Genomic DNA, 17,758 nt, shown 5'->3' with positions numbered 1-17,758 from the left:
GGCCGCCGGAGAGCGGACCACCCCCGCACAGGACCCGAATTACTCGGCCGCGACCTCGGCGACGGAGTTCGACACCGAGCTGAAGCTCGACACCGGGCAGGCGGCGGAGAGCAGGGAGGAGACGGAGACGCCGCCGTTGACGGTGTCCAGCTCCTCGACCTCGATGTCGAACTGCTCGTCCTTGTTGATCTCGTTCTGCGCCATGGGAGGCTCCTTCTTGTCTCGCGGCTCCGGCCCGTTTCCCGGGTCGGTCGCCTGGGGTTTCCTTCTCGCCTTTCGCTTTCCCGGTCCGGCTTTCGCTTTTTCCGGTTCCGCTCTCGGCGATGTCTCAACTATGACCGGGTTCCGGAAATCCGTGCAGTAGGAGATGTCAGATTCCGGCGGACGTAAATGTCATGACCCGAGATGACATTTTGCACATGTTCTGACCTGCTGCGATGCGCTACTTGCCGCAGCCCGCCCGCACCCGTCACGCTGCCTGCATGACACCTCTTTCCGAGAAATACCCGGCCGTGGAGGTAGTGGACCTGCGGCGCAGTTACGGAGAATACGAGGCCGTGCGCGGCGTCTCCTTCTCGATCGCCCGCGGCGAACTCTTTGCTCTGCTCGGCACCAACGGCGCGGGCAAGACCACCACCCTGGAGGTGCTGGAGGGCTACCACCCGCCGACCTCCGGACGGGTCCGGGTCTTCGGGCTGGACCCGTTCACGGCCGGGCCGGAGGTCCGCCGGCGCACCGGGGTGATGCTCCAGGAGGGCGGCTTCTTCAAGGAGTTGACCGTCCGGGAGACGGTCGACTGCTGGCGCGCCTTCACCAGCCGGGCCCGGCCGACCGCCGAGGTGCTGGCGAAGGTCGGCCTGGAGGCGCGGGCCGGCACCCGGGTCGGCCAGCTGTCCGGCGGCGAGCGCCGCCGCCTGGACCTGGCGCTGGCCGTGCTGAACGAGCCGGAGCTGCTGTTCCTGGACGAGCCGACCACCGGCATGGACCCGGAGGCCCGGCGGGCCACCTGGCAGCTGGTGGAGGAGCTGCGCGCGGGCGGCACCACGGTGCTGCTGACCACCCACTACCTGGAGGAGGCCCAGCGGTTGGCCGACCGGGTGGCCATCATGGACCGGGGCACCGTCGCCGCCGCGGGCACCGTCGCCGAGGTGCTGTCCGGCCGCGGCGACCTGATCACCCTCCCGCTGCCGCCCGGCCACGACCTCGCCGCGCTCCCCGAACTGCTCGGCACCACACCGTCGTTGGCGGACGGCCGGGCGCTCTACCGGGTGCCCCGCTCGGCGCCCGCGCTGGCCGCGCTGCACGCCTGGGCGGCGTCACGGGGCGTCGAACTGGACGGCCTGGAGGTGCGTTCCAGCTCGCTGGAGGACGTCTTCCTCGACCTCGCCGCCCCTTCCCCCACCCCTGCCCCTGCCCCTGCCTCCCTGGGAGCGTCCCGATGAGCTGGTTCACCTACGCCCGCGGGCAGTTCGCCCTGTCCTGGAAGGTGTTCTGGCGCAACCGGCGCTCCACCTTCATCGGGTTCCTGCTGCCGGTGCTGCTCAACCTGGTGATCGCCGCGCCGCTGCGGAGCAAGGAGATCGGCGGGGTGAACGCCGCCGGGTACGTGGCGGTGGGGCTGCTCGGGCTGGCCCTGGTGACCTCGTTCGTCAACCTGCTGGGCGGTGTGGTGGCGCGCCGCGAGGAGCTGGTGCTGAAGCGGCTGCGCGGCACCGAGTGCCCGCCGAGCGCGGTGTTCGCCGGGCAGTTGGGCGCGGGCGGGGTGGTGGTGCTGCTCCAGGCGCTGGTGCTGGGCGGGGTCGCGGTCGGCTGGTTCGGCGCGCCGCTGCCGGCCGATCCGGTGCTGCTGCTGCTCGTCCTGCTGGGCGGCTACCTGCTGTTCTCGGTGCTGGCGGTGGCCCTGTCGGGGGTGACGCCGTCCGCCGAGTCGGCGCCGCTGGTGGCGACACCGGTGCTGGTGCTGTGCATGTTCGGCGCGGGCGTGTTCACCCCGGTCGCGGGCCTGCCGGAGTGGCTGCGCGGCCCGTCCGGGGCACTGCCGCTCTCCCCGGTGGTGCGGGGGCTGCGGACGGCCTGGTTCGGCCGCGAGTTCGGCGCCGAGACCTGGGCGGGCGGCCCGCTGCGGGAGCTGGACCTGCTGCACGGCTGGACGTCGGCCGGGCCGTCGCTGCTGCTGCTCGCCGCCTGGCTGGCCGCGGCCGCGGTGCTCTGCCGCCGCCTGCTGCGCTGGGAGCCCCGGCGCGGCTGACGGCCCGTCGGCGGAGCGGCCCGCGTGCCGTCCCGGTCAACGCCGTCCCGGTCAACGCCGTCCCGGGTCACCCCCGTCCCGGGTTAACGCCGCCTACCCACTTCCGACCGGCCCGCCCGTCCCGAAGTGCCCCTCCCCGGGGGGACTTCCGGCCGTGGCGGGCCGTCGGCGTCCCGGCGGAGGCTGGTGAACACGGGTCGTCTCCTGTCGTCGGCGGGTGCCCGTCCGCACCTTCACCTTCACCCGGAGGCCCGCGATGTCCCGAAGCCGTTCGCGGCTCAGCCTGTTGACGCTCGACAGCACCCCGGCGGCGGTCGCCGGGGCCCGCCGCCACACCACCCAGGTACTGGAGTGCTGGCACGCCCGGCTGGAACTCTCGGACGCCGCCCGGCTGGTGGTCTCCGAGCTGGCCACCAACGCGGTCCGGGCCCGCGGCGGACCGCACGGCTTCACCCTCTCGCTGGTGCTGCGCGGCGGCTCGCTGCTGGTCCAGGTCGGCGACCAGGACCCGTGTCCGCCCCGCCCCCGCCCGGCCGGCCCGGACGCCACCGGCGGCCGCGGCCTGCACCTGGTCGACGAGCTCTCCGCCCGCTGGGGCTACTACCGCACCGCGCCGCACGGCAAGGTCGTCTGGGCCGAGCTCCCGGCCGGGTCCGACCCGGGCAGGTCGGCCGCCGGACCCGGCACCGTGGTGGACGCCGGCCAGCCCTTCCTGCCCGCCTCTCCCCCGTCCGGCCCCCTCCCGTCCGTCTCTCCCCCGCCGGTCTCTCCCCCGTCCGCCGAGCCCTGCGGCTGACCGGCCGGGCGCGCCGTCACCAGGCGACGGGGTAGCGGACGGGGTGGCCGCCGATCCGGTGCGGGAGCAGGCCGAACAGGACCAGGACGGCGGCGGCCAGGGCCAGCAGCGGCAGGAAGACCGCCGGGTGCGGGGACTGCAGCACCACGATCACGGCGGTCGCCGCCGCCGGCGAGTGCGGCACGTGCGCGATCAGCATCGCGACCAGGGCCAGCCCGCCCGCGACGGCCGCCGCCCACGGGCCGGGTCCGGCCACCGCGAGCACCAGGAAGCCCACCGCCGCGGACAGCAACTGCCCGCCGACCAGGTTGCGCGGCTGCGAGATCGGCAGCCCGGGTGCGCCGTGCACCAGGGCGGCGCTGGCCGCCAGCGGCGGGATCAGCACCGGCTGGTGCAGGGCCACGCCGACCGCGACCAGCACCAGCAGTGCCCCCATGGCAAAGCTCCCGGCGCGCATCGCGTGCCACGCACGGCTTCCCAGCGTGACTGCGGTGGCGGTGACGGACATGCGGAGGCTCCCTGATCAGGCAATACGTGGTCCCAGGATCCTAAACAGACTGTTGACGCTTCAAGAACCCTCTTGCCCCTGAGGCAAAACACCGCCACCGGCTCGTGCGGGATCCGGCACCGTCCCCGCCCCCGCCGGGCCCCGGCGCGGAGCGACGGGAACAGCGGAAGGCCACGAAGCGTCCCAGTGGGTGGGTAGTACGCCTCACGGGACGCGCACCGCCCGCGGCCGACCGGGGCCAGGAGCGCGAGGAGAGCGAACATGACGACGAGCGGCGCGAGCGACGCGAGCAGCCTGGGCGGCGCGGACGGCACGGACGGCACGGACGGCACGGACGGCGAGGACGGCGCGGCGGAGGACCGCCGCTCCGCCGTGCGCAGGCGGGTGTGGCTGCTGTGGGCGGTCGCCGCCGCCGCGTACGCCGTCGACCTGTTCAGCAAACTGGCGGTGGTCGCCGAGCTGGAGGGGCGCTCGTCCGTGCAGCTGATCGGGAGCTGGATGGAGCTGCAGGTGCAGCGCAACCCCGGTGCCGCGCTCGGCATCGGCGAGACGACGACGATCGTCTTCACCGTGGTCGCCTCGACCGTCGTCGTGGTGGTGCTCCGGCTGTCCCGCCGACTGGCCAGCACCCCGTGGGCGATCTCGCTGGGGCTGCTGCTGGGCGGCGCGCTCGGCAACCTGACCGACCGGCTGTTCCGCTCCCCCGGCGGCGCGCAGGGCGCGGTGGTCGACTTCATCGCGGTCCGCGACTTCAGCGTGATGAACCTCGCCGACTGGGCGATCAGCTGCGGCTGCGCCCTCGCCGTCGTGCTGTCCTTCCGCGGGACGCCGCTGAGCCTGGCCCCCCGCACCGCCGGCACCGCCAACGCCACCACCACCGCCGCCCCGGGGGCCGAAGCCGCCGGCAGCGGCTCCTGAACGTCCTTCCCCCTGAACGCCCGTCCCCCGAACGGACTTCAGCCCGCGACGGGCCGGCGCGGCCCGTCCCCGTCGGCGGCGGTGGTGACCGCCAACTCCGGTACGGCGAACCGCAGGTGGAACAGCAGCCCCAGCCGGTGCGCAGGCGCGCCAGGTCCCGTCCGGTGCGCCACCCGGTGCGCCGCGCGGGGCCGGACGGCGGGGCGGCGGCCCGGACGGCGGTGCGGCGGCCCGGACGGCGGCGAAGTCGGGTACGTCCGGCGAGGCCCTGCGTCCAGCCGTCGGCGCGGGTCCGGCCCGGCCCGGGATCGACGGTGAGCGCGACGTGCCCGAGGCGGCCCCGACTTCGAGCCCGGCCGTCCCACTCCCCAACCGCCCTGGTGCGAACACGTCGCGCGGATACCGGGCGACCGCGTCACAGATCCACGGCGAACGCTCCGGCCCGAGGCCGCCGACCGCCATCGCCCCGTCCAGCCGCCGCCCGGCCTCGACCACCGCCCGAACGGGAATCCCGCCGCACACGGTCACCTGAGGGCTCCCACTTCCCGCGCTTGCCGCTACCCGGCGGCGTTCCCCTTCACCATGTGCAGCCGATCTCCTCCTGCACCGACCGCGTCGCCCGCCTGCCAGTAGGTGGCCCACAGCTGCTCGACCCCGTCGGCCGAGCGGCGGTGACCGAAGCGGTCGGCGGCACGCAGGACGGCGAGCACCTCAAGGTGATTGGACTCCCTTGCCCCGGAAGGGAGTTCGAGCACCACGCGCACGCCCTCCGGAACCTCGGTGACCTCGGCCTCCACCCCGATCAGCTCGGCCAGCCTGGCCGCCGCACCCCCGGCCCGGGTGGCCGCGTCGTCCGACGCTCCCCCTCCACCGCACGCCTCGGCGGAGCCGGCACCGTGACGCTCCTCCTCCGACCCCCACCGCTCCGCACTCACGCACCCAACTCCCGCGCCACCAGGTACGCCCCCTCGCCCGGCAGCACCGGACACACCCCGTTCTCGGCGAACACCCGGGCCAGGATCCGCTGCGAGCGGCTGTCGATCAACTTCCCGGTCAGCCGGGCGTACTCCGTCAGCACCTCGGCCAGCGCACGGGCGGTCCCCGCACTGCACCCCCCGAGCGAGACGTGCGCCCCCGCGCTCAGGCCGCGCCCGCTCGTCACCGGCATCACGCTGGGCTCCGACGGCAGCCCGGCCAACCGCCAGGCCGTCTCCACGGCGTCCGCCGCCTCCTCCGCCTCGGCACGACGGGCGCGCAGTTGCGCCGTCTCGTGCTCCATCTCCGCCATCGCTGCTCCCTGCTGTCGAATCCGGGCTTTCCACCTTCAGCATCGGCGGGGATCGCTACCCTGAACAGGCAAAACTTGAAGCAAAAGTCGTGTGTCGAAGTGGATGTGACGCATGGTCAGGCCCAAGGAACTCAACCCCTCCACCTCCCCGAGCGCCTACTACGGTGCGGAACTCCGCCGCTACCGCAAAGAGCGGGGGCTCTCCCAGCGGGAGTTGGGCGAGCTGGTCTACTGCTCCACCGGGTACATCGGCCAGATCGAGATCGCGACCCGGAACCCGCAGGCGGAACTCTCCGAGCGGCTCGACAAGGTCTTCGAGACCGGCGGTCACTTCACCCGGGTCTACGCCCTGGTGGCCCACCGTCAGCACGCCTTCCACTTCGCGCGGGTCGCCGAACTCGAAGCCCAGGCCGAGAAGATCTTCCAGTACGCCCCGACCCTGGTGCCCGGACTGTTGCAGACGGCCGACTACGCGCGCGCCGTCATCCGGGTGTGCAATCCGTTCCTCCCGGCCGAGGAGGTGGAGGAGAGGGTGTCGGCCAGGCTCGGGCGAGTCCCCACACTGACCGATGCAGCAGCGCCGAAGTTGCGTGTGGTCCTCCATGAGGCGGTGCTCCGGATGCCCGTCGGCGGCCGGGCCGTGATGGCCGAGCAACTACGCCACCTGGCGGCGCTGATGAAGTCCGGCAGAATCCTGCTCCAGGTACTGCCGTTCAGCGAGGGGGAACACGCGCTCGCGGCAGGTTCACTTTTCCTGATGACCTTCGCAGAGGCCCCGCCCGCGGTGTACTTCGAGAGCCCGCATTCGGGTCAACTGCTCGACGATCCAGCCATAGTCGCCCGTTGCCAGGACGCCTATGCTGACGTCAGGGGCGCCGCGCTGTCGCCGAAGGCATCCCTGCGCCTGATCGAATCGGCGACGGAGGACTACGCACATGAGCAATGCCCTTGACCTCAACGCCTCCGCATGGCGCAAGTCGTCCTACAGCGACGGCAACGGCGGCGAGTGCGTAGAGGTGAACGACAACAACCCCGGTGCTGTAAGGGACTCCAAGGACCCCGACGGCCCCCACCTGGCCTTCACCCCGCGCACCTGGCAGGCGTTCGTCACCGAGGTCAAGGCAGGCACCTTCCCCCACGCCTAACGAAGGAGCACGCACGTGAGTGAAGCGACCGGCCGCACCACCTCCCCGTGGCGCAAGTCGTCCTACAGCGACGGCACCGGCGGCGAGTGCGTCGAGGTGAACGACAACGACCCCGGTGCCGTCAGGGACTCCAAGGACCCCGACGGCCCCCACCTGGCCTTCACCCCCCGCGCCTGGCAGGCGTTCGTCACCGAGGTCAAGGCAGGCGCCTTCCCCCACGCGTAACCCTCTGGCCCCGGCGTGCTTCCCTCCGCCGGGGCCGCTCCGGAGGAGCCGCAGCATGGCTGAGCAGACCGACGAGCCGGGCATCGCCGCCGCCGTCATCGTGCAGGACGGCCGCGTCCTGATGGTGCAACGCCGCGTGCGGGAAGGCGAGTTGTCGTGGCAGTTCCCGGCCGGTGAGGTCGAGGCCGGCGAAACACCGGAGGCGGCGGCCGTCCGCGAGACCGCGGAAGAAGTCGGCCTGACCGTGAAGGCCACCCGGCTGCTCGGCGAGCGCGTGCATCCGAAGACCGGGCGTCGGATGTCGTACGCGGCCTGTGAGGTGGCGGGCGGCACCGCCACCGTGGTCGACACCGAGGAGCTGGCCGAACTGGCGTGGGTCGTCCGCGAGCGGATCGCCGAGTTCGTGCCGTACGGCCTGTTCGAGCCGGTGCAGGCGTACCTCGACGCCGAGTTGGGTCCGGCGTCCTCCTGACGCCGCGCCAGAAGAAGGACCGCACAACCCCGTTGCTGCAAGAGGCTCCGAGGGCCCCGGCGGTCCGGCTCAGGCGGTGGCCGCCGTCGCGGGGCCGGTGACGTCGCGCCCGGAGTCCGAGGCCGTGGCGGGTGGCGTGCCGAGGGCCAGCCGGATGACTTCGGCGTCGTGGCCGCGCAGCCAGTAGGTGTCCCGGCCGAACTGCACGGAGGAGGTGTAGCCGTAGCGGGCCTGGGAGGCGTTCAGCTGTTCCCGGCCGGGGCGGAAGAGCGGGACCGCCGGGCTGATCGGCGCCGGCCGGGGCCCGCCGTCCTTGCGGCGGCCCTGCCAGGAGACCTCGGTGCCGCCGTCCGGGGTGCGCTGGAGAAGCAGGTGGCCGTGGGTCTCGTTGCCGGCGCGGAGGGCGAAGCCGAACAGGCAGAGCCGGACGCCGGCGGCGAGGCGGGCGAGGTCGTCCTCGGGGGTCCGGTTCCGGCCCAGGGGGGTGCGTGCGACGAGCTTGGCCGCCCAGCCCCGGTAGGTGGCGGAGGTGGGCTCGGCACCCGCCGTGCCGTAGTGGTAGGCGGGCGGCAGCAGGGCCCGGACCGCGCTCGCCAGGACGAGCCAGAGGACCAACCCGATCCGGCCCACGAGGGGCCCGCCGAGTACGAAACCGCCGAAGGTCAGCACCAGTACCAACGCCAGTGTTCCGACCAGGTGCACCACAAAGCGGACGTTCATGTGCTTCCTCGTACGTCGTCCGGAAGGGATCGTTCGCACGGACCCTAGACCCCGGGGGGAACGTCCGACCGACCGGGTGGGTACTGCGCAACTCGCCTGCGGCCGGCGGTGCGGGCGGGGGCCGATGTCCTGCTGCACCGGGACCGGGCCGCCGTCCTGGCCCGCGCGGGGCGGGTGGACGAGGCGATCGAGGTCCTCGTCCCGCACCTGCGCGACGGGCGGACGCCGGCGGCCCTGGTGGCGGTGACGGCCGGACGGGGGTGCGACGAACGGGTGTTGGAGCTGCTGGCCCCGATCGCCGAGGAGTTCCGGCAGAACCCGCCGTGCGGCTGCGGCCCGTGGCAGGTGTTGTCCGAACAGGCGGGGGTCCTGGAGCGCTGCGGTCGGGTGGACGAAGCGGTCGACCTGCTGGCCGCGGACGTGGCCGCCCGCCGCTACGGGCCGCAGAACAACGTCGAGCACTACGCCCGCCTACTCGCCCGGCACGGCCGGATCGACGCCCTGCGCGACCTCGCCGGCACCGAGCCCCGCGCCGCCGTCACCGTGTATGTCCGCGTCCTGGAGGACGCGGGCCGGTACGACGAGGCGATCGCGCTCACGGAGGGGCGCAGTCCCGAATTCCTGTCCGAGAACGAGGAGTTCTGGCTCCGTTCCAACCGCTGGTGGCTGCTGGGCGAGGCGGGCCGCGCCCGGGGGGCGATCGCGGAGATCGAGGCCCTGCCGCCCGGTGACGCCGCGGAGACCGAGGAGCGGGAGCTGACCGTCACCGGCCTGCCCGCCCGGGACGGTCGCACCGAGGAGGCCGCCCTGCTGCGCCGGCTGCCGATCGCGCGGGCCGGCACCCGGCTCGCCGAACTGCTGCTCCGGCAGGGCCACCTGGCCGAGGCCCTCGACGCGGCCCTCGACGCGGTCGGCCGCCGGGCGGGGCGGCGGCGCCCCTGACAGCACCCGGAGCGGACACTGGGCGTAGGCCGATGGCCCCAACCGGCGGCGCCCGTAGGCCGATTGACGCCGGGCCTGGTCCGCGACCGATCATGGGTGGCATGGATGCACGGGCATGGATGCACGGGCATGGAGGGGTGGGTCGCGGATGTGGGGCAAGTGGATCACCTGCCGGGTGCCGGCGGCTGCGCGGGGCCGGTTCTCCGCCGCTCAGGCCGCCTGGTCGGCGATCGGTGACCAGCCGGGCCTGGTCGGGCAGTTGGGCGGCTGGGACGGGAGCACCGGGGACGCACTGCTGCTGGGACTGTGGAGCGACGCGGACGCCTACGACCGCTTCATGCGCGAGCGGCACGACGCGGTGGCCGACAGCATTGGCCGGAGCGCCGACGGGGACGCCGGTTACACCTCGATCGACGTCGCCACGGGCGGCGTCGTCCTCGAAATGCCGGGCGACGCAGCCGACTTGGCCCACGCGCTGGAACGCGCCGCGCTCCTGCGGATCGCCGACTGCCGGGTGCGGCCCGGCCGCTCCGCGCACTTCCTCGACGTGCAGCGCGAGGTGTGGGCACCGGGCATGGCGGCGGCCGGGGGCATGCTGGGCGGGGTCGTCGTTCGGCTGGCACCGGACCGGCACCTGGTGGCGTCCCTGTGGATCGGAGCCGAGGCCCACCAGCGGTACACCGAACGGCAGTTGCCGGGCCTGCTGGCCCGTGCCGTCCCCGCGGACGACCTCCGGGCGATGTCCGGCCACCTGCTGCCGCTGGAGCCGGCCTGGCGCGTCCGGCCCGGGTCGCGCACGGGCGGGCGGCCACGCACGGGCGGGCAGCAGCGCGCGAACGGCTAGCGCCGCTCAAAAGGCGGGCTGGTCAGGGCGCTGCAGGAGGGCCAGGGCCTCGGCGGTGCGGCCGAGGTCGATCAGGCGGCCGGCCAGGTGCGTGAGGCGCCAGCGCGAAACGGCGTGCTGGTCGAGGACGGCGAGGGCTTCCTCCGCGCGCCCGGCGTCGGCGAGCAGGCGGGCGATGTCGGCCGCCGCGCAGGGGGTGTCGCCCTCGGGGTGGGCGCGGGCCTGCCGAACGGCGGCGTCGACGCCGTCGCGGGCGGCGAGCAGCGGCAGCCGGATCCGGTACATCCCCCACTCCTCCGCACCGCCGCCGCACCGGGCGGCCAGGGCCTCCAGGTGGGCCAACCCTTCGGCGGGGAAGCCCTGTTCGAGGCAGAGGACGGCGAGGGCGTGCCGGAGCCAGTCGTCGTCGGGGTGTCGGTCGGCCTGCTCGCGCAGCACGGCGATCGCCTCCTCGCCCCGGCCGTGCCGGGCCAGCAACTGGGCGTGCTCGTAGGCCGCGTTGGGGTGTCCGGAGGCGGGCAGGTCCTCCTGCCGGTAGACCGCGATCGCCCCTTCGACGTCCCCGCGCTCCTCCAGCGCCCGCGCCAGCGGTTCCAGCGCCTCTTCGTCCTGGCACTCCTTCGCGTAGGCGAGTGCCTCCGCGTACCGGCCGTGCCGGGCCAGCAGGTCCGCCAGCAGATCACGGCCGTTGACCCAGACCACGTGCCGCCGCCGGAGCAGGGCGATCGCCTCGTCGATCCGGCCCTGCCGTTCGCGGATCCCGGCGAGCAACTCGCGGGCGGTGTCGGTGTCGAAGCCGTCGCAGCACCACGGGAAGTCGGTGCACCGGTGCTCGGCGATCCGGGTGTCCAGCAGCGCGGCGGTCTCCTCCTCGCGGCCCGCGGCGGCGGCGACCTCGGCCAGGGCGTGGACCCGGCCGTACTCGTCGGCGTACGGGAGCAGCAGGTCGAAGGCTTCCCCGGCGCGGCCGTGCCGGGCGAGCAGGCGGGCATAGTGCTTCAGCGCGTGCGGGTGGCCGAGAGACATCCGGGCCCGGACGGTCTCGATCGCCTGCGCGACGCGGCCCGTGTCCTCCAGCAGTTCGGCCACCGCCACGACGGCGTCCCACCGGCCCGTCGCGGCGTGCGGCGCCAACACCTCCAGCGCCTCGTCCGGCCTGCCCTCCCCCGCCAGCATCCGGGCCCAGGCGTCGGCGCAGGGCCACTCACGTGCGGCCCGCTCGGCCACCAGCGCGGTGTGGCCGCGCTCCAACAGCCGCCCCACCAGCTCCGGCGGGATGCGGTCGGAGCCGGTCCGGCCCCGGCGGTCGAGATCGTCGGCATCCATGCGGCGCACCGTAGCCGCCGGTCCCGACATCTCCGGCGTCCGGGCGGACCCGCCTCCGCGCTCAGTCGGTGGTCGGCCAGTCCCAGCCGAGCTGGAGGAACATGCCGAGGCGGTCGCTGACGGCGCGGATCTCGGCGATCCGGCCGGACCGGACGGTGAAGATCCAGATCTGTTCGACGTCGCAGCGGCGGTGGGTCGGTTCGGGCATCCGGGGGTGGTGGCCGGTGTGCACGCCGGCCACCCGCAGCCGGGCGACGACCTGGTCGTCCTCGGCGATGAGCTGCTCGAGGTGGAAGCCGTCGCCCTCGGCCCCGGTGCTGAAGGCGGCCAGTTGGAGCCGGAAGCCCTCGACGGCGGCGCCGGGGGCGTCCTCCTCGCCGAAGATGATCTTGTTGTGGTCGACGACCGCCGGGGAGAGCAGTCGCACCCAGCCCTCGCCGGAGCGGTCGTTGAGCGCGGCGACGAAGTCCCGGATCACCTGCTTGTTGGCGGTGGTCGACATCGTGGTTCCCCCTGGCAGATCGTTTCTTACACCGTAAGTTTCCGGGGACGAGTGTTAACTTATGCCGTAAGAAAGTCAAGCCCGGACGGGAAGGCGGAGGAACCGGCATGACGGCGCGACAAGGAGCGCGGCAGGCCACCCGGCAGACGGCGCAGCAGGCCACCCGGCAGGCGGCGCGGCGCGGACCGGGCGAGCGGGTCGGGCTGAGCAGGCAGCAGGTCCTCGACGCGGCGCTCGGCCTGGTCGACCGGAACGGGCTCAAGGGCCTGACGATGCGCGCGCTCGGCCTCGAACTGGGCGTGGAGGCGATGACCCTCTACCACTACGTGCCCCACAAGGACGCCCTGCTGGACGGCCTGGTGGAGCAGGTGTTCACGGCCGCCACCCCGGCCACGGACGGCGCGGCCGACTGGCGCACCGCCCTGCGCACGTACGCCACCGCCCTGCGCGAGGGCCTGCTGCGACACCCGGCCGTACTCCCGCTCGCCGCCTCCCGGCCCGCCGTCACCCCGGCCACCCTGGACGGCCTGGAGGCCCTGCTGCGGCTGCTCACGGCCGGCGGCTTCCCGCTCGGCCGCGCCCTGCACGCGCTCAACTCCCTCACCGTGTTCGTGGTCGGCCACGCGACGGCGGAAGCGGCCATCACGGTCGGGGCCGGAGAGGCCGGCGGCGCCGACTGGCTGGCCGCGCTCGAGGCGGAGCGCTACCCGCTGCTGGTCCGCGCCGCCACCGAGCGGGCCGGCACGGACGACGCCGAGCGGTTCGCCTTCGCGCTCGACGCCCTGCTGCTCGGCTTCGACGCGCTCGCGCCCGCACCGCGCTCGGACTGAGGCGCGGCCGACGACCTCCGGGGGCGGCGCTCAGCCCGCGAGGTCCGGGAGGGCGGCGCCCAACCGGTCGACGAGGAAGCGGGCGGCGCGGTCGAGCGCGGCGTCCGCCTCGTCGAGGCGGCCGTACTGGTGCTGGTAGACGTGCGGGAGGCCGGGCCCGACCTCGAGCGTGACCTCGACGTCGGCGGCGCCCGCGCGGGCCGCCAGCCGGGTCGCGTCGTCGAGGAGCAGTTCGTTCGCGCCGACCTGGACGAGCAGCGGGGGCAGTTCGGCGAGGTCGGCGTACAGCGGGCTGGCCAGGGGGTGGGTCCGGTCGCCCGCGCCGAGGTAGTGGTCGGCGTAGGCGTGCAGGTCGGCCTCGACGAAGATCGGGTCGGCGTCCTTCCTGGAGCGGACGCTCTCCCCGGTGACGGCGAGGTCGACCCAGGGGGAGAAGACGACCGCGGCGACCGGCAGGGGCAGGCCGGCGTCCCGGGCCGCGAGCAGGGTGGCGAGGACCAGCCCGCCTCCGGCGGAGTCGCCGGCCAGGACGAGGGCGCGCGGGTCGGTGCCCGTGGCCAGGAGTTCGCGGTAGGCCGCGAGCGCGTCGTCGAGGGCCGCGGGGAAGGGGTGTTCGGGCGCGAGCCGGTAGTCGACCGAGGTGGCGGGCAGCCCGGCGCGGCGGGCCAGTTCGCCGACCAGACCGGCGTGGGTGTCGGGCGAGCCGATGACGTAGCCGCCGCCGTGCAGGTAGAGCAGCCGGCCGCGGTCGGCCGTCCCGGCGGGTTCGAACTCCAGGGCGGGCCGTCCGCCCAGGACGGTCCGGCGGGCGGTCACGCCCTCGGGCGCCGGGCGGCCGACGGCCGCGGCGAAACCGGTGCGCCCCTCGGCGGGAGTGGGCGGCACCTCGCTGCGGGGGGCGGAGCGGAGCAGGGCGTCCAGGGCTTCGCGCTGCTGTCGGGACATGGGGACCTCCGGGGGTACGGGTGCGGATCGGGGGTGCGGGACGGTGTGCAAGGATGGATTCCCAGGAATCCATCTGCCTGACGCCAACCATATTCCAAAGAAACTGATTCCCGGGAATCTACTGGAGTGAATGTGAGCCGAGTCACACCGTTCTTCATCGACCTGGTCCGGGTCGAAACCCGCCTCTACAACGCGGTGAACGCCCGACTGCGCACCGAACTCGACCTGGGCACCGGGCAGTTCGAGATGATGGAGATCATCGACCGGGTGCCGGAGTGCCGCGTGCTCGACATCGTCGGCGAACTGGCGATCACCGTGGGCGCCGTCAGCAAGGCCGTCGACCGGCTGGTGGCCGCGGGATGGTGCCGCCGGGTCGCGCACCCGCAGGACCGGCGCTCCTCACTCCTCCACCTCACGCCCGAGGGCGGAGAACGGCTGTCCGCCGCCCGCCGCCTCGCCGAGGAGGAACTCGCCGCCCTCACCGCCGCGATCGCCCCAGACGACCTGGCCCGCACCGCCGCGACCCTGGCCGCCCTGCGCGCGACCCTCGAAGCGGGCTCCCACGGCCAACTGGGCTGACCGGCGGCCACCGCCCGACCGCGCCCCACCCCCGGACGACCGCCGGACCCTGCCCCCACCCCCCGCACGCAGCAGGCCCCCACCCGGCTTCGGGTGGGGGCCTGCTGGTGGTCGCGCTGTGCCCCAGACAGGAATCGAACCTGCGACACCGGCTTTAGGAGAGCCGTGCTCTATCCCCTGAGCTACTGAGGCGGGCAACGCGCGCAACCGCCCCACAGCCTAGCGGATCGGCTCCGCCCGAAGCCCATCCCTTTCTCCCGGACCCCCGCGACGGGCGGAGCGGGGCGGCCGCGATGCCGTCCGCGGGCCGGCCGACCCGCGGGGGGCCGTTTCCTGACGGGACGTCAACTCACTGGTATGAGAAGGCCGTCCTCCCCGCGGTGGAGACCGCTCCTCCCGGTGGCCGATGCCCCCGACGGCGGACCGCCCCAGCATGGACGGCATGGACGGCACGGATGGCACTGACGACACGGACGGCACGGACGGCACAGCGGCCCCGCAGCCGCGGGACGCCCCCGGCTGGGCGCGCCGGGCGGCGCCCGCCGCCCTCGTCGCGGCCCTCGGCTACGGCCTGCTGCAGACCTGGTGGGCGCTGGGCCACGCCCCGTCCTTCGGCCGGTTCGGCACCGACCTGCTGCTCTTCCCGTCCTGGGCGGCGGTCGCCCTGTGCGCCGCCGCCGCGGCCCTCGCCCTCGGGCTGCACCGGGCCGCCGGGCCGCGCACCCCGCTGGTGGCCGGGGCCGCCGCGGTGAGTGCGGCCCTGCTGCTGAGTTGCCCGTTCCTGCTGCTGGACGTGGTCGGCCGGCTGCTGCCCGGCCTGCACATCCCGTTCTCGGCCGCCGGGTTCGCCAGCCGGGCCTGCTGCCTCGCCCTGTCGGTCCTGCTCGCGGCCGCCGCGCTGGCCCACCACCGCCGCCGGGGCGACTGCCCGCGCTGCGGCCGCACCGGCGGGCGGCTGGTGTACGACCCGTCGGCCCGGCCGCCGCGCTGGGCCCGGTGGGCGGCGTACGGGGCGGTGGCGTCCTGCTGGCTGCGGATCGCCGCCCAGTACGGCCTGGGCTTCGGCAGCCCGGGGCGGCCGGACGCCGCCGGGGCGCTGTCGCTGGCGGCGTTCGAGACCGGGTTCCTGCTGGCCGGCACCGCCCTGCCGCTGGCCCTGGTGCACCGCTGGGGCCGGGTCCTCCCCCGCCCGCTGCCGCTGCTGGGCGGGCGGCGGGTGCCGCGCCGGCTGCTGCTCTGGCCCGCGGCGGCGGTCTCGGTCGGGCTGCTGGTCTACTTCGGCGTCGGCATCGGCCAACTGGTCGGGGAGACGGTCCACCGGGTGGACCAACCGGACGCGCTGCCGCTGTCCTTCCTGTGGGTGGCCATGCCCGCCTACTGGCTGTGGGGCCTGGGTCTCGGCCTGGCCGCCCTGGCCTACCACCGGGGCACCCGGCGGCCCTGCCGGGCCTGCGGGCGCTGACCCCGGCCCCGCCGGGTGCCCGGGGCAGCCCGTCCGGTGGCCTACCGTGGGGATCGCGCACCCGTGCGCCGTCCCGGTCAGCCGCTCCCGAAAGGCACCCAGCTGTGAGTTCCTCCCCGGAGACCCCGTTCGCCGGTCTCGGCAAGATCCTGGTGATCATCCCGACCTACAACGAGGCCGAGAACGTCGAGCGGATCGTCTCCCGAGTCCGCGCCGCCGTCCCCGAGGCGCACGTCCTGGTCGCGGACGACAACAGTCCGGACGGCACCGGCAAGCTCGCCGACGCCCTGGCCGCCGACGACGACCACGTGAAGGTGCTGCACCGCAAGGGCAAGGAGGGGCTCGGCGCGGCCTACCTGGCCGGGTTCCGCTGGGGCATCGACGACGGCTACGACGTGCTGGTCGAGATGGACGCGGACGGCTCGCACCAGCCGGAGGAGCTGCCCCGGCTGCTGACCGCGCTGCGCGGCGCGGACCTGGTGCTGGGTTCGCGCTGGGTGCCCGGCGGCGCGGTGGTGAACTGGCCGAAGTCCCGGCTGCTGCTGTCCAAGGGCGGCTCCACGTACTCCCGGCTGATGCTGGACGTGCCGATCCGGGACGTCACCGGCGGCTACCGGGCGTTCCGCAAGGAGACCCTGCTCGGCCTCGGCATGGACCAGGTCGCCTCGCAGGGCTACTGCTTCCAGGTCGACCTGGCCTGGCGCGCGGTGAAGGCCGGGTTCAAGGTCGCCGAGGTGCCGATCACCTTCGTGGAGCGCGAGCACGGCGCGTCGAAGATGAGCCGCAGCATCGTGGTCGAGGCGCTGTGGCGGGTCACCGCCTGGGGGGTGAACGACCGGGTCGCGAAGCTCACCCGGAAGAAGTAGGCGGCGGGGCTCCGCCGCCGCGGGCCGGGTGACGATGGAGGTTCCCGGCCCGGCGGCGCTTGCGGAGGTTTCGGCGTGACAGAGTCACTGCGACGAGCGGAACAGGATCCGGGCCCCGGCTCCGGCCCCGGTCCGGGCTCCGGCCGGTGGGAGTCGGCGAGGCAGCGGGCGGCCCGGCTCACCGAGTCCGCCAAGGGCGCCCCCGAGCGGATCCCGCTGGTCGGCCGGGCCGTCAGCAACCTGATCCGGGTCAACCTGCTGGACAACGCCACCCGGCTGGCCGCGCAGGCGTTCCTGTCCGCGCTGCCGGCCCTGTTCGTGGTCGCGGTGTTCGCCCCGGCGACCCTCAAGAACAGCGTCACCGGTTCGCTGCGCGAGCAGCTCGGCCTCCAGGGCCCGGCCCAGCAGCAGGTCCAGCAGCTGATGAACACCCACGTCGACGGCACCACCCAGAGCATCGGCGTGGTCGGCGCGCTGGTCACCCTGGCCTCCGCGACCGCGCTCAGCCGGGCCCTCCAGCGGGTCTGCGAGCGGGCCTGGGAGATGCCGAAGAACAGCGCCCGGCTGGCCCTGTGGCGCTGGGTGGTGTGGCTGATGGGCTGGATGGTGTTCCTGGTCGTCCAGGTCCCGATGCGCAGGGGCTTCGGCGCCGGCCTGTGGCTGGGCGTCCCGCTGACCTTCCTGGCCTCCACCGGCGTGTGGTGGTGGACCCAGCACCTGCTGCTCGGCGGCCGGATCCGCTGGTACCCGCTGCTGCCCGGCGCCCTGCTGTGCGGCGTCGCCGAGGTCGGCCTCGGCATCGCCTCGAAGGTCTACCTGCCGCACGCGATGACCGCCTCCATCGACAAGTTCGGCCCGTACGGGGTGGTGTTCACCGCGCTGTCCTGGCTGATCGTGCTGTTCGCCGCCGTCACCCTGGCGCTGGTCCTCGGACGGGTGGTCTCCGAGGAGCCCGCCGTGGCCCGCCGCCTGGGCACCCGCGACGAGCCGGGCCGCTGGTAGGCCCGCCCGGCCCCGCCGACCCGGAAGGCCCCGGCGACCCAGAAGGCCCCGCCGCTCCAGAAGGCCCCGACCCGCCGATCCAGAAAGCCCAGAAGGCCCAGAAGGCCCCGGCCCCGCCGCTCGTACGAGCAGTGGGGTCG

The 17,758-nt window shown here is 74.3% G+C and carries 24 protein-coding genes and 1 tRNA gene; 15 read left to right on the top strand and 10 right to left on the bottom strand.

Annotated features, from left to right (window positions below; translation table 11 throughout):
* Nucleotides 1-39 precede the first annotated feature (39 nt).
* A complete protein-coding gene (locus ACFUEL_RS16670; RefSeq protein ID WP_157852240.1) occupies nucleotides 40-204 on the bottom strand; it encodes a hypothetical protein in 165 nt (54 codons plus the stop codon).
* 278 nt (nucleotides 205-482) lie between these two features.
* Between ACFUEL_RS16670 and ACFUEL_RS16665 the strand changes: the two genes are divergently transcribed.
* The 3 genes from ACFUEL_RS16665 to ACFUEL_RS16655 all read left to right on the top strand — a co-directional run bounded on the left by ACFUEL_RS16665 (nucleotide 483) and on the right by ACFUEL_RS16655 (nucleotide 3,044).
* Nucleotides 483-1,442, top strand: a complete 960-nt coding sequence (locus ACFUEL_RS16665) for an ABC transporter ATP-binding protein (RefSeq protein WP_380236990.1) — start codon at nucleotides 483-485, stop codon at nucleotides 1,440-1,442.
* Nucleotides 1,439-2,248 (top strand): ABC transporter permease, encoded by an 810-nt coding sequence (locus tag ACFUEL_RS16660; RefSeq protein WP_380236989.1) that lies wholly within the window; start codon nucleotides 1,439-1,441, stop codon nucleotides 2,246-2,248. The genes ACFUEL_RS16665 and ACFUEL_RS16660 overlap by 4 nt, the downstream gene beginning before the upstream one ends.
* A gap of 256 nt (nucleotides 2,249-2,504) precedes the next feature.
* Nucleotides 2,505-3,044: an ATP-binding protein gene (locus ACFUEL_RS16655; RefSeq protein ID WP_380236987.1), complete on the top strand. Its 540-nt coding sequence runs from the start codon at nucleotides 2,505-2,507 to the stop codon at nucleotides 3,042-3,044.
* Between the two features lie 16 nt (nucleotides 3,045-3,060).
* Here the strand turns inward: ACFUEL_RS16655 and ACFUEL_RS16650 are convergent, their stop codons facing one another.
* Nucleotides 3,061-3,501 (bottom strand): HPP family protein, encoded by a 441-nt coding sequence (locus ACFUEL_RS16650; protein WP_380236992.1) that lies wholly within the window; start codon nucleotides 3,499-3,501, stop codon nucleotides 3,061-3,063.
* Between the two features lie 312 nt (nucleotides 3,502-3,813).
* Between ACFUEL_RS16650 and ACFUEL_RS16645 the strand changes: the two genes are divergently transcribed.
* Nucleotides 3,814-4,470, top strand: a complete 657-nt coding sequence (locus tag ACFUEL_RS16645) for a signal peptidase II (protein ID WP_380236986.1) — start codon at nucleotides 3,814-3,816, stop codon at nucleotides 4,468-4,470.
* A 38-nt stretch (nucleotides 4,471-4,508) separates the two neighbouring features.
* On the opposite strand, the gene ACFUEL_RS16640 is transcribed toward ACFUEL_RS16645, so the two are convergent.
* From ACFUEL_RS16640 to ACFUEL_RS16630, 3 genes are all read right to left on the bottom strand, one after another.
* The gene (locus ACFUEL_RS16640; RefSeq protein WP_380236985.1) at nucleotides 4,509-4,643 is read right to left on the bottom strand and encodes a hypothetical protein; all 135 of its coding nucleotides are present in this window, start codon (nucleotides 4,641-4,643) and stop codon (nucleotides 4,509-4,511) included.
* Between the two features lie 384 nt (nucleotides 4,644-5,027).
* Nucleotides 5,028-5,405 (bottom strand): hypothetical protein, encoded by a 378-nt coding sequence (locus ACFUEL_RS16635; RefSeq protein ID WP_380236984.1) that lies wholly within the window; start codon nucleotides 5,403-5,405, stop codon nucleotides 5,028-5,030.
* Nucleotides 5,402-5,758, bottom strand: a complete 357-nt coding sequence (locus ACFUEL_RS16630; protein WP_380236982.1) for a hypothetical protein — start codon at nucleotides 5,756-5,758, stop codon at nucleotides 5,402-5,404. Before ACFUEL_RS16630 ends, ACFUEL_RS16635 begins: the two co-directional genes overlap by 4 nt.
* 112 nt (nucleotides 5,759-5,870) lie before the next feature.
* On the opposite strand from ACFUEL_RS16630, the gene ACFUEL_RS16625 reads away from it, so the two are divergent.
* The 4 genes from ACFUEL_RS16625 to ACFUEL_RS16610 are packed head-to-tail and all read left to right on the top strand — an operon-like array spanning nucleotide 5,871 to nucleotide 7,600.
* Complete coding sequence (locus tag ACFUEL_RS16625; protein ID WP_380236981.1) at nucleotides 5,871-6,710, top strand: helix-turn-helix domain-containing protein; 840 nt, start codon at nucleotides 5,871-5,873, stop codon at nucleotides 6,708-6,710.
* Nucleotides 6,694-6,903, top strand: coding sequence for a DUF397 domain-containing protein (locus ACFUEL_RS16620; protein ID WP_380236980.1), 210 nt, complete (start codon nucleotides 6,694-6,696; stop codon nucleotides 6,901-6,903). The genes ACFUEL_RS16625 and ACFUEL_RS16620 overlap by 17 nt, the downstream gene beginning before the upstream one ends.
* A gap of 15 nt (nucleotides 6,904-6,918) precedes the next feature.
* Entirely contained in the window at nucleotides 6,919-7,128 is a 210-nt protein-coding gene (locus tag ACFUEL_RS16615) for a DUF397 domain-containing protein (protein WP_380236979.1), read from the top strand.
* A 55-nt stretch (nucleotides 7,129-7,183) separates the two neighbouring features.
* Complete coding sequence (locus ACFUEL_RS16610) at nucleotides 7,184-7,600, top strand: NUDIX hydrolase (protein WP_380236978.1); 417 nt, start codon at nucleotides 7,184-7,186, stop codon at nucleotides 7,598-7,600.
* Between the two features lie 69 nt (nucleotides 7,601-7,669).
* On the opposite strand, the gene ACFUEL_RS16605 is transcribed toward ACFUEL_RS16610, so the two are convergent.
* Nucleotides 7,670-8,320, bottom strand: a complete 651-nt coding sequence (locus ACFUEL_RS16605; RefSeq protein ID WP_380236977.1) for a hypothetical protein — start codon at nucleotides 8,318-8,320, stop codon at nucleotides 7,670-7,672.
* 108 nt (nucleotides 8,321-8,428) lie between these two features.
* On the opposite strand from ACFUEL_RS16605, the gene ACFUEL_RS16600 reads away from it, so the two are divergent.
* Nucleotides 8,429-9,262 (top strand): hypothetical protein, encoded by an 834-nt coding sequence (locus ACFUEL_RS16600; protein ID WP_380236976.1) that lies wholly within the window; start codon nucleotides 8,429-8,431, stop codon nucleotides 9,260-9,262.
* 115 nt (nucleotides 9,263-9,377) lie between these two features.
* The gene (locus ACFUEL_RS16595) at nucleotides 9,378-10,106 is read left to right on the top strand and encodes a DUF4937 domain-containing protein (protein ID WP_380236974.1); all 729 of its coding nucleotides are present in this window, start codon (nucleotides 9,378-9,380) and stop codon (nucleotides 10,104-10,106) included.
* 6 nt (nucleotides 10,107-10,112) lie between these two features.
* Here the strand turns inward: ACFUEL_RS16595 and ACFUEL_RS16590 are convergent, their stop codons facing one another.
* Together ACFUEL_RS16590 and ACFUEL_RS16585 are read right to left on the bottom strand one after the other, a co-directional pair.
* The gene (locus ACFUEL_RS16590) at nucleotides 10,113-11,432 is read right to left on the bottom strand and encodes a tetratricopeptide repeat protein (RefSeq protein ID WP_380236973.1); all 1,320 of its coding nucleotides are present in this window, start codon (nucleotides 11,430-11,432) and stop codon (nucleotides 10,113-10,115) included.
* A 61-nt stretch (nucleotides 11,433-11,493) separates the two neighbouring features.
* Nucleotides 11,494-11,934: an ester cyclase gene (locus ACFUEL_RS16585; RefSeq protein ID WP_380236972.1), complete on the bottom strand. Its 441-nt coding sequence runs from the start codon at nucleotides 11,932-11,934 to the stop codon at nucleotides 11,494-11,496.
* Nucleotides 11,935-12,041: 107 nt separating this feature from the next.
* Here ACFUEL_RS16585 and ACFUEL_RS16580 point away from each other — a divergent pair, with 107 nt between their 5' ends.
* Nucleotides 12,042-12,764: a TetR/AcrR family transcriptional regulator C-terminal domain-containing protein gene (locus ACFUEL_RS16580; RefSeq protein ID WP_380236971.1), complete on the top strand. Its 723-nt coding sequence runs from the start codon at nucleotides 12,042-12,044 to the stop codon at nucleotides 12,762-12,764.
* A gap of 30 nt (nucleotides 12,765-12,794) precedes the next feature.
* On the opposite strand, the gene ACFUEL_RS16575 is transcribed toward ACFUEL_RS16580, so the two are convergent.
* Nucleotides 12,795-13,709 carry an alpha/beta hydrolase gene (locus ACFUEL_RS16575; protein ID WP_380236969.1) on the bottom strand — a complete coding sequence of 305 codons (915 nt, stop codon included), beginning with the start codon at nucleotides 13,707-13,709 and terminating at the stop codon, nucleotides 12,795-12,797.
* A 132-nt stretch (nucleotides 13,710-13,841) separates the two neighbouring features.
* Here ACFUEL_RS16575 and ACFUEL_RS16570 point away from each other — a divergent pair, with 132 nt between their 5' ends.
* A complete protein-coding gene (locus ACFUEL_RS16570) occupies nucleotides 13,842-14,288 on the top strand; it encodes a MarR family winged helix-turn-helix transcriptional regulator (RefSeq protein ID WP_380236967.1) in 447 nt (148 codons plus the stop codon).
* 119 nt (nucleotides 14,289-14,407) lie between these two features.
* Here the strand turns inward: ACFUEL_RS16570 and ACFUEL_RS16565 are convergent.
* Nucleotides 14,408-14,480, bottom strand: a tRNA-Arg gene (locus ACFUEL_RS16565).
* Between the two features lie 250 nt (nucleotides 14,481-14,730).
* Between ACFUEL_RS16565 and ACFUEL_RS16560 the strand changes: the two genes are divergently transcribed.
* The 3 genes from ACFUEL_RS16560 (at nucleotide 14,731) to ACFUEL_RS16550 (ending at nucleotide 17,618) form a co-directional block, all read left to right on the top strand.
* A complete protein-coding gene (locus tag ACFUEL_RS16560; RefSeq protein WP_380236965.1) occupies nucleotides 14,731-15,750 on the top strand; it encodes a hypothetical protein in 1,020 nt (339 codons plus the stop codon).
* Between the two features lie 104 nt (nucleotides 15,751-15,854).
* Entirely contained in the window at nucleotides 15,855-16,616 is a 762-nt protein-coding gene (locus ACFUEL_RS16555) for a polyprenol monophosphomannose synthase (protein WP_380236964.1), read from the top strand.
* Between the two features lie 75 nt (nucleotides 16,617-16,691).
* Nucleotides 16,692-17,618 carry a YhjD/YihY/BrkB family envelope integrity protein gene (locus ACFUEL_RS16550; protein ID WP_380236962.1) on the top strand — a complete coding sequence of 309 codons (927 nt, stop codon included), beginning with the start codon at nucleotides 16,692-16,694 and terminating at the stop codon, nucleotides 17,616-17,618.
* The last annotated feature ends 140 nt before the right edge of the window (nucleotides 17,619-17,758 follow it).

This window comes from Kitasatospora sp. NPDC057198, from assembly GCF_042670125.1.
GTDB lineage: Bacteria > Actinomycetota > Actinomycetes > Streptomycetales > Streptomycetaceae > Kitasatospora.
Note: the sequence above shows the minus strand (reverse complement) of the source record. Positions and strands in the feature narration are given on the sequence as shown.

What these genes read in the sequence shown, in the direction of transcription:
- ACFUEL_RS16620 (WP_380236980.1), top strand. Translation starts at nt 6,694, where the DNA reads ATGAGCAATGCCCTTGACCTCAACGCCTCCGCATGGCGCAAGTCGTCC.
- ACFUEL_RS16580 (WP_380236971.1), top strand. Translation starts at nt 12,042, where the DNA reads ATGACGGCGCGACAAGGAGCGCGGCAGGCCACCCGGCAGACGGCGCAG.
- ACFUEL_RS16660 (WP_380236989.1), top strand. Translation starts at nt 1,439, where the DNA reads ATGAGCTGGTTCACCTACGCCCGCGGGCAGTTCGCCCTGTCCTGGAAG.
- ACFUEL_RS16595 (WP_380236974.1), top strand. Translation starts at nt 9,378, where the DNA reads ATGGATGCACGGGCATGGAGGGGTGGGTCGCGGATGTGGGGCAAGTGG.
- ACFUEL_RS16655 (WP_380236987.1), top strand. Translation starts at nt 2,505, where the DNA reads ATGTCCCGAAGCCGTTCGCGGCTCAGCCTGTTGACGCTCGACAGCACC.
- ACFUEL_RS16585 (WP_380236972.1), bottom strand. Translation starts at nt 11,934, where the DNA reads ATGTCGACCACCGCCAACAAGCAGGTGATCCGGGACTTCGTCGCCGCG.
- ACFUEL_RS16645 (WP_380236986.1), top strand. Translation starts at nt 3,814, where the DNA reads ATGACGACGAGCGGCGCGAGCGACGCGAGCAGCCTGGGCGGCGCGGAC.
- ACFUEL_RS16575 (WP_380236969.1), bottom strand. Translation starts at nt 13,709, where the DNA reads ATGTCCCGACAGCAGCGCGAAGCCCTGGACGCCCTGCTCCGCTCCGCC.
- ACFUEL_RS16670 (WP_157852240.1), bottom strand. Translation starts at nt 204, where the DNA reads ATGGCGCAGAACGAGATCAACAAGGACGAGCAGTTCGACATCGAGGTC.
- ACFUEL_RS16665 (WP_380236990.1), top strand. Translation starts at nt 483, where the DNA reads ATGACACCTCTTTCCGAGAAATACCCGGCCGTGGAGGTAGTGGACCTG.
- ACFUEL_RS16650 (WP_380236992.1), bottom strand. Translation starts at nt 3,501, where the DNA reads ATGCGCGCCGGGAGCTTTGCCATGGGGGCACTGCTGGTGCTGGTCGCG.
- ACFUEL_RS16630 (WP_380236982.1), bottom strand. Translation starts at nt 5,758, where the DNA reads ATGGCGGAGATGGAGCACGAGACGGCGCAACTGCGCGCCCGTCGTGCC.
- ACFUEL_RS16610 (WP_380236978.1), top strand. Translation starts at nt 7,184, where the DNA reads ATGGCTGAGCAGACCGACGAGCCGGGCATCGCCGCCGCCGTCATCGTG.
- ACFUEL_RS16605 (WP_380236977.1), bottom strand. Translation starts at nt 8,320, where the DNA reads ATGAACGTCCGCTTTGTGGTGCACCTGGTCGGAACACTGGCGTTGGTA.
- ACFUEL_RS16560 (WP_380236965.1), top strand. Translation starts at nt 14,731, where the DNA reads ATGGACGGCACGGATGGCACTGACGACACGGACGGCACGGACGGCACA.
- ACFUEL_RS16590 (WP_380236973.1), bottom strand. Translation starts at nt 11,432, where the DNA reads ATGGATGCCGACGATCTCGACCGCCGGGGCCGGACCGGCTCCGACCGC.
- ACFUEL_RS16625 (WP_380236981.1), top strand. Translation starts at nt 5,871, where the DNA reads ATGGTCAGGCCCAAGGAACTCAACCCCTCCACCTCCCCGAGCGCCTAC.